Annotated in this window: 7 protein-coding genes; all 7 read right to left on the bottom strand. The window is 46.9% G+C overall.

The annotated features are described in order from the left end of the window. A partial coding sequence (locus tag O9139_RS01835) for a hypothetical protein (protein ID WP_270877741.1) occupies positions 1-898 on the bottom strand: 898 nt, incomplete at its 3' end. A 228-nt stretch (positions 899-1,126) separates the two neighbouring features. Then, positions 1,127-1,537 carry a hypothetical protein gene (locus tag O9139_RS01830; RefSeq protein ID WP_270877740.1) on the bottom strand — a complete coding sequence of 137 codons (411 nt, stop codon included), beginning with the start codon at positions 1,535-1,537 and terminating at the stop codon, positions 1,127-1,129. Beyond that, positions 1,524-2,393 (bottom strand): ParA family protein, encoded by an 870-nt coding sequence (locus tag O9139_RS01825; RefSeq protein ID WP_270877739.1) that lies wholly within the window; start codon positions 2,391-2,393, stop codon positions 1,524-1,526. Before O9139_RS01825 ends, O9139_RS01830 begins: the two co-directional genes overlap by 14 nt. 136 nt (positions 2,394-2,529) lie before the next feature. Next, positions 2,530-4,182, bottom strand: coding sequence for a GTP-binding protein (locus O9139_RS01820; RefSeq protein ID WP_270877738.1), 1,653 nt, complete (start codon positions 4,180-4,182; stop codon positions 2,530-2,532). Next, complete coding sequence (gene cysD / locus O9139_RS01815) at positions 4,182-5,105, bottom strand: sulfate adenylyltransferase subunit CysD (RefSeq protein WP_270877737.1); 924 nt, start codon at positions 5,103-5,105, stop codon at positions 4,182-4,184. The genes O9139_RS01820 and cysD overlap by 1 nt, the downstream gene beginning before the upstream one ends. Before the next feature lie 387 nt (positions 5,106-5,492). Further along, the gene (locus tag O9139_RS01810; protein ID WP_270877736.1) at positions 5,493-6,971 is read right to left on the bottom strand and encodes a sensor histidine kinase; all 1,479 of its coding nucleotides are present in this window, start codon (positions 6,969-6,971) and stop codon (positions 5,493-5,495) included. Beyond that, on the bottom strand, positions 6,962-7,663 hold the full coding sequence (locus O9139_RS01805; RefSeq protein WP_270877735.1) for a response regulator transcription factor: 702 nt from the start codon (positions 7,661-7,663) through the stop codon (positions 6,962-6,964). Before O9139_RS01805 ends, O9139_RS01810 begins: the two co-directional genes overlap by 10 nt. Positions 7,664-7,727: the final 64 nt, after the last annotated feature.

The following is a 7,727-nucleotide window of genomic DNA, read 5'->3' as shown; positions in this document are numbered from 1 at the left end:
AATCCTCCGTATTCGGAGCCTTGGCGTCAGGTCCTTGATAAGAGAGATTGTTCGTCACATCTCCATCCGGGGCCGTTCGCACATGCGCTTTGACGCCGACCAAATCCTCCATATTCGGAGCCTTGGCGTCAGGTCCTTGATAAGAGAGATTGTTCGTCACATCTCCATCCGGGGCCGTTCGCACATGCGCTTTGACGCCGACCAGAGGCTGCCCGGACTCGGCACCTTGAACATGCTTAACGGTTACACCGTCTGCGTAAGTATCACCTTGGTGCCCAATAGAACCGGTAGAGTGCCCGGCATGCCCAGCATGTCCAACAGCGCCATCAGGGGCAAAACCATCCCCACCAATGTGCAATTTCAAAAATGGAAGAATAAATGAAATCACAATTAACGGAGCGCTACCCATGATACCTAACGCGGAGTAACTTGTATATCCAAATGTATATAACCACTTTAATGTCTGATTCAGTACGAGATAACTAATGAAAGCAACGATGACGGATTCTACTAATAACGAGAAAGATAAACCTCTCAAAATAAAAGAGGCATGTTCGGTCCTGGCTAATATAATGCCGGCTCCTCCATATACAATGAGTCCGGCAACGAAAGGCCGCCAATTCTTAATGACATATCCGATCCGCATAATAAAAAAGACTAACATAACAATAAAAATGACAGGTGCTAACACCGGTATGGCCGCAGAGATGGCCCCAAGGATGAGCATGTAGATAAGCATTTTTTTAAGCATTTTAAAAGAAGTGACTAAGAAAAAAACAAGCATGCCCATCCCGAAAATAAACGGACCCAAGTATCCTAAGAAAACGGCGATTGGAAATAAAGTGACGGCAATTCTATGATGCTTTGACTGAACTTCTGACGCGACCCAGGCATTCATTGAAGCAAACTCCCTTTCATGTAATACGGTTAATATTCTTGTACTTCTGCTTTGACGTGTAACTTTATATCTAGTATATCGACTGAATTTCCATATTTTAGTTCCTAAGAACCAGTGAAACTAATTATAGTTTTTCAGCTCAGGCTTGTAAATATTAACTTACAATTAATTTCATGTTTTTGAACATTAAAAAGGAGCTAAGCACTTATATGCCTAACTCCTTTTCTATTAATTCACAAAAGCCTTCCCCTTCGCCATCTGCTTCGCAACCGCCTCCAGCATGTAAGCGATGATTTTGTGCTTCGTTTTCCATCTACGCACCTTGCGGACCGGGTCCAGCCCATTCGCTAACACAATCTCAATTAAAAATCCAACCTCGTATGTATGCAAAAGCTCGTGTAAAGCCCCCTCCCCTTCCATGGCATAGATCGCGTAGATGTCGGGTAACGGACTTTGGGCCGAAGGTGCAGACGGCAGCTCACTTTGAGCGCTCCTTTTCGAGCTCTTTTCAACAGCCTCCCAGACTGTCCCTTGCAAAAGCCACTGCGCAAACTCCTCGTCCTGCTCAACACGCTCAGCAATTTTGATGAACATAGAAGCTAGCTGCTTCCTGAAGACAGCATCGTCAGTTTTGAGCATACGAAATAAGCTCCTCCGTCAAGCTTTGAAAAGATGCATATAAGTTTTCAGTTGAATAGCCGTATTTTTGCTTAAGTGTATTGATCCCATCTACGTCGTAATATGCTGCGTCTGAAGCCTTTGAGGCTAGAGGTATGCGCGTTTCAAACAGCCGTGGCAGTTCCCCCTTCTCAACCTGCAAACTTAATTGGCGCAGCGTGTTATTATGCCGGTTCACCGTAGATCGATACATGGAGGCAACGACGCCCAGCAGCTTAACATCGCCGTCCTCCTTTTTCCGGTTAAAGTTTTTCACACTGGAAATAATTTGCGGGATACCGTATGTGGATAAGTGGTCGGGAATGGTTGGAATGAGGTACCAATGACTGATGTTGAGACCGTTCTGCGTCACAATGCCGAGATTCGGCGGACAGTCGATCAGCACGTAATCGTAGTCGTCCAGATGATTTTTTACTGCATTTTTTAATACATCATAGGGCCTAATCAGCGCAGTCTGCCATATATGAATGAGACGATCCTGAATCTTCACAAAATCCAGACTGGAGGGCAACACATGCAGATTCACCAGCCCGCCTCGCAGATTGGAAGATTTGCGTACGATGCTTTTCTCCATTTCAAAATTACACGTATCATCAATATGATCCTTGAACAAGGTGTGCAGCGTCTGATCGTTCTTATTTCTTCTCTCCCACTCCTCCTCCCCGATTAATGCCACCGTCGAATTCGTCTGCGGGTCCAGATCGATAACGAGAACGCGCTTCTGATGTTCTACCGCTAGAAATTCCGCTAAAGCAACGGTGATCGTTGTTTTGCCAACCCCGCCTTTAAGATTGATGATGCTGATCACTTGGGCCACGGGCATTTCCCCTCTCCACGAATGATGCCATGCCCTTATATGTATTGGAAGAAGGTTTGTCCTCATGATTAGAAAATGGGTACATCGAACCAAAAAAAGAGCGACGACGGAGATTTCCGTCATCGCTCTTGTTCTACTAGATATTAATCAAATACTTCACAACTCGTTTCACGACATTATTGGCCGCTTCCTCGATGGAATGCTTGCTTGTATCATATTCGTTAACTTCCATGTACTCCTTGCCAAGGATGTCTCGCGCGGTTACCTGATCGTCAGCAGACATGGATGCATTCGATACCAAGGCAATGAGACCTGCATCGTTCATCAATTTGGCCACTTCCGCTACGCGCTGCGCCGATTCTCCCCGGCCGTTCTCAAGCAGCATCGTATGGTAGCCTGTCGCTACCATACGTTTTTCAACTTCCTTCGCAATCGCTAAGTTGTCCGCAACCGAACCGGTGAACCAGACGGTTAGTGGATGCTGCCCTTTTTGCTCAGCGCGAACATTTCTGGTAACTTCCGTATCCAGTCGGACAGATGCCTCGGTGCCTTGAAGAGCTTGGTCAATCACGCCGCAAGCGGATGTCATATTCGTGACGCGATCGATCAGGATAAATCCGCCAATACTTTTATATTCTTCAAAAGAATCAAACACGATATTGTCAGATAACGAAAACTCGCATCTAGCCAACTCATTTTTGACGATATGATCGGCTAGAACTGTTTTTCCAGTATTGATATCGATTTTGTGCTTAATGGCTGTCACCGTGCCAGGCAGGACTTTCGTGCCAACCTTGACTAAGTAGTTCTTGCCAGGCGTCAATACGGAATCGTCCATCCAAAGAATCGTAGCGGCAAAGCTATCCGCCTCTTGGATTTGACTGTCCTTCGTGAATACACAGCCGCGCGAAACGTCGACTTCACGGTCCAATTGAATGGTGACAGGCTGTCCAGCATACGCTGTATCTCTATCTTGGTCGGTCACCAAGATGCGTTTGACTTTCGCCTTCTCATGACTAGGCAGCGTTGTCAGTTCATCGCCAACCGAGATGCTGCCCGTCTCAATCTGGCCTTGGAAACCGCGGAACGTATGGTCCGGACGGCAAACACGCTGAATCGGCATCATGAATTGTTTCGCATCATCAGTCTGATGAACATCCACATTTTCTAAATATGCCAGCAATGGAAGACCTTCGTACCAAGGTGTATTTTGCGATTTTTTCGTAATATTATCCCCTTCTGTGGCAGATACAGGGATCACCTGAATGCTTTGAAGGTTGAACTCAGCCGTTGTACGAGAAAAATCTTCTTTGATCGCTTCAAACTTCTTAGGATCAAAATCCACCAAATCCATTTTGTTCACGGCTAATACAAGATGTTTAATGCCCATAAGTGCGCAAATCCGAGCATGGCGCTTGGTTTGAGTGATAACCCCTTTGGTTGCGTCCACCAAAATAACAGCCAAATCAGCAAAGGATGCGCCTACAGCCATGTTGCGCGTATATTCCTCATGCCCCGGCGTGTCCGCTACAATGAATGAACGGTGATCCGTCGTAAAATACCGGTACGCCACATCAATCGTAATCCCTTGCTCACGCTCGGCCAATAGGCCATCAAGCAGCAGGGAATAGTCGATTTTGCCGCCGCGGCTGCCAAGCTTACTGTCCAGCTCCAGGGCTCTCTCTTGGTCAGCGAACAAAAGCTTAGCATCATAAAGCATATGTCCAATCAACGTCGATTTGCCGTCGTCTACACTTCCGCAGGTAATAAATTTCAGCAGACTTTTCATTAGAAGTAGCCCTCCCGTTTACGTCTTTCCATGCTTCCAGCAGCTTCCTGGTCGATCACGCGACTTGTCCGTTCCGATGAAACCGCACCAAGCGTTTCCTCGATAATCGCATCCAGCGAGTTCGCGTCGGACTCAATACCGCCAGTTAAAGGATAGCAGCCTAACGTGCGAAAACGCATCTTCATCATTTCGACCTTCTCATTCGGTTCGAGCTTCATCCGGTCATCATCCACCATGATGAGATGTCCATCGCGATTGACGACAGGTCTTTCCTTAGCAAAATAGAGCGGCACAATGTCAATGTTTTCTCTGCGAATGTATTGCCAGATATCTTTTTCCGTCCAGTTGGATAATGGGAATACGCGGATGCTTTCACCTTTATTAATTCTTGTGTTAAAAAGCTTCCACATCTCCGGCCGCTGGTTTTTCGGATCCCACGCATGGTTCTTATTGCGGAACGAGAAAATCCGCTCCTTCGCTCGCGACTTCTCCTCGTCACGTCGTCCGCCGCCGAAGGCAGCCGTAAAGCCGTATTTGTCCAAGCCTTGTTTTAAGGCTTGCGTTTTCATAATATCCGTGTACGCCGAACCATGATCGAATGGGTTAATCCCCTGCTCGACACCTTCCTGATTCGAGTGAACAATCATCTCGATGCCAAATTCCTTCGCTTTGCGGTCGCGGAACTCGATCATCTCTTTGAACTTCCAGGTCGTGTCAATATGCATGAAAGGAAATGGCGGCTTCTCGGGATAGAAAGCTTTCAGCGCCAAATGCAGCATCACGGAGCTATCCTTCCCGATCGAATACAGCATCACGGGATTCTCACACTCCGCCGCTACTTCGCGGATAATATAAATCGCCTCAGCCTCGAGTTGATCCAGATGCGTCATTTCATGTATCGAATCAAGCGTCAGTTTTTGCATGGAAAGGTGCCTCCTTTTTAATTCCCACTAAATCTATCGTATTTCTTTATATCCTAACAGATTCTAACTTTTATTTAAAGTGGAAGAAAGTAAAAAAGTTTGGATATCCATAATTTTCTTTTTGGCACGTTAGGGTGGAGAAAGGGATAGCGGTGGTTTGGAGGGGGGTGACTTTGTGGCATAATAAAGAAAAGAGGTTGCCTCGATCAAGTTAGCTTGTTCTTGAGGATCCCCCTTATCTGTTCGACGAGCTCGACCATTTAACTTTCCGTTCTGTATGGGCTTTTGGAATTAGATGAAGCGGCTTTTATGTTACTTGAAAGAAGAAAACCGCAGAAAAGGAGTCCTCCTTTCCCTGCGGTCTTTCTATCGTTAGCTCGATACAAACTATCCGACATCGGCCAAATTCACCAGCGGCTGCACATTCTGACGGCTATCATAAAGCGGAATTCTGACCTCAAAGGTACTTCCGATCCCCGGTTCGCTTCGCACGCGAATGCTTCCATTGTGAAGCTCGACAAGCTCTCGCACAATGGCAAGCCCCAAACCGGATGAGCCTTTATGCTTCACGGGTCTGCCCCTCTCCACTTTGAAGAAGCGCTCCCAGATGAGCCCTTGGTCCTCCGGTGATATACCGATTCCCGTATCGGTTACCGTGATGAGGACACACCCTTCCGACGGAACCGCCATTGCCTTCAATTCTATCGTCCCGTTCTCGGTGAACTTAACTGCATTTTTAATCAAATTGTTCAAAATTTGTTCCAGTCGATCCGGATCGGCGTGAGCCTGTGGCGAATTTTCATCAACAAAGCAATGAATAACCGTCCCGCGGAGTTCTGCTTCCGGTTGGAATTTAAAGCTCAGCTTGGACAGCATCGCCTGAACATCGACCGCCAACCACACGAGATCGATTTCCTTATTTTCCAGCTTCATTAAATCGGTAATATCATCGACCAGCCTGTTCATATGAAGGGTTTCGTTATACATGATGTCGTAATATTTTTCCCGCGCCCCTTCTTCGATCAAACCATCCTGAAGCGCCTCCAAAAAACCCCGCATCGCCGTAAGTGGCGTTCGCAACTCATGGGAAACATTAGCCAAAAAGTCATGCCGCAGCTGATTCAGCTGTCTCTTTTCCAGATCTACGCGCGCAAGCTGCTCCACCATGTGATTAATGGTCGTTGCCAGCTCGCCAATCTCATCCTTGGAAACGATTTGAATTCTCTCACTGTAATCACCAACGGCAATCTTGGCTGCCGCCTTGTCGATCTGTTGGATAGGTCGGGTAATGGACCAGGATAAATAGGAGGATACACCAAATGAAAAGAATATACCAAGGAGGGTCACCCAGAGGATAGTTTCTCTAAGCTGAGCGATAGTCTCATTCATCCCTTTAAGAGGCGCGTGCAGGACAATACCACCGTATACGTCGTTGTCTTTTCCCCAAGGAACGGCAATCGAAAGCATGCCTTCCTTAAAAGCTTCGGATTGTTTCCATACGACAGGTTCACCATTCAGGACTTGGTTGACCACATCCGTGCTGACGACCTTGCCTACGTTCACCTCATCCTTTGAAGATGTCGTAACGATGTTTCCATTCAAATCAAATATCCAAATACGCGAATCAAAGGCTTGATCGAAAAAGTGCAGCTGCTCCTTAAATCTATCAGTCGGATCCGTCTGATTTTGAATGGCGAGATTAACCTGCTTGGCTTGCCGGATCATCTCATTACTTTTGGAGTTGACGATGTAACCCTTAGCAAACAACGAAATAACGAGCCCCACCGCACATAGGCCAAGAAGCACCGTAACGATGGAGCTAGTCAACATTTTGCGGAGAATGCTTTTATTTGGATTCAGGTACATGCTGCTACCTCAAATTTATAGCCCACTCCCCAGACCGTATGAATGCAAACATGATGACACGGGCTTAACCTTTCACGAAGTTTTTTAATATGAACGTCCACCGTTCTCATATCGCCTAAAAAATCATATCCCCACACCTGCTCCAGCAGCTGTTCTCTCGTAAATACGCTGCCCGGAGATTTCGCAAAAAAAGCGAGGAGTTCAAACTCCTTGGGGCGCATATCAATTTTCATATTCCCCGCGAGCACCTCTCGGCGGGCCACATGTATGACTAAATTATCAAACTCGTATTGGACAGGTGCATCCACCTCAATAATCGGATGTCCCTTCTGCATTCTGCGAAAAATCGCTTTAATGCGCGCCACCAGCTCCCTCGGACTGAAGGGCTTGGTCATATAATCGTCGGCGCCCAGCTCAAGGCCCAGCACCCGATCAAACTCATCGTTCTTCGCCGTCAGCATAATGACCGGCACATCATAACGCTTGGTAATCTCCCGGCACGTTTCATAACCGTCGAGGCCAGGCATCATCACATCTAGTATCACGATATCAGGCTTAACTTCCGCTAACATGGTCAGGGCCGAGACGCCGTCAGGGGCTTCGATTAATTCAATAAGCTGCTGACGGAAATAGAGCCGGATGATCTCTCTCACATTCGGATCATCATCCGCAATCAACACTTTCCAAGGCACAGGCGGTTCACACCTTTCTATGATCCTCTCATAGATTTCTGAAAACTTTTCCATTTTAAGGGGG

Origin of the sequence: Paenibacillus aestuarii (assembly GCF_027789125.1) — a bacterium.
Taxonomy (GTDB): Bacteria; Bacillota; Bacilli; order Paenibacillales; family NBRC-103111; genus Paenibacillus_E; species Paenibacillus_E aestuarii.
Note: the sequence above shows the minus strand (reverse complement) of the source record. Positions and strands in the feature narration are given on the sequence as shown.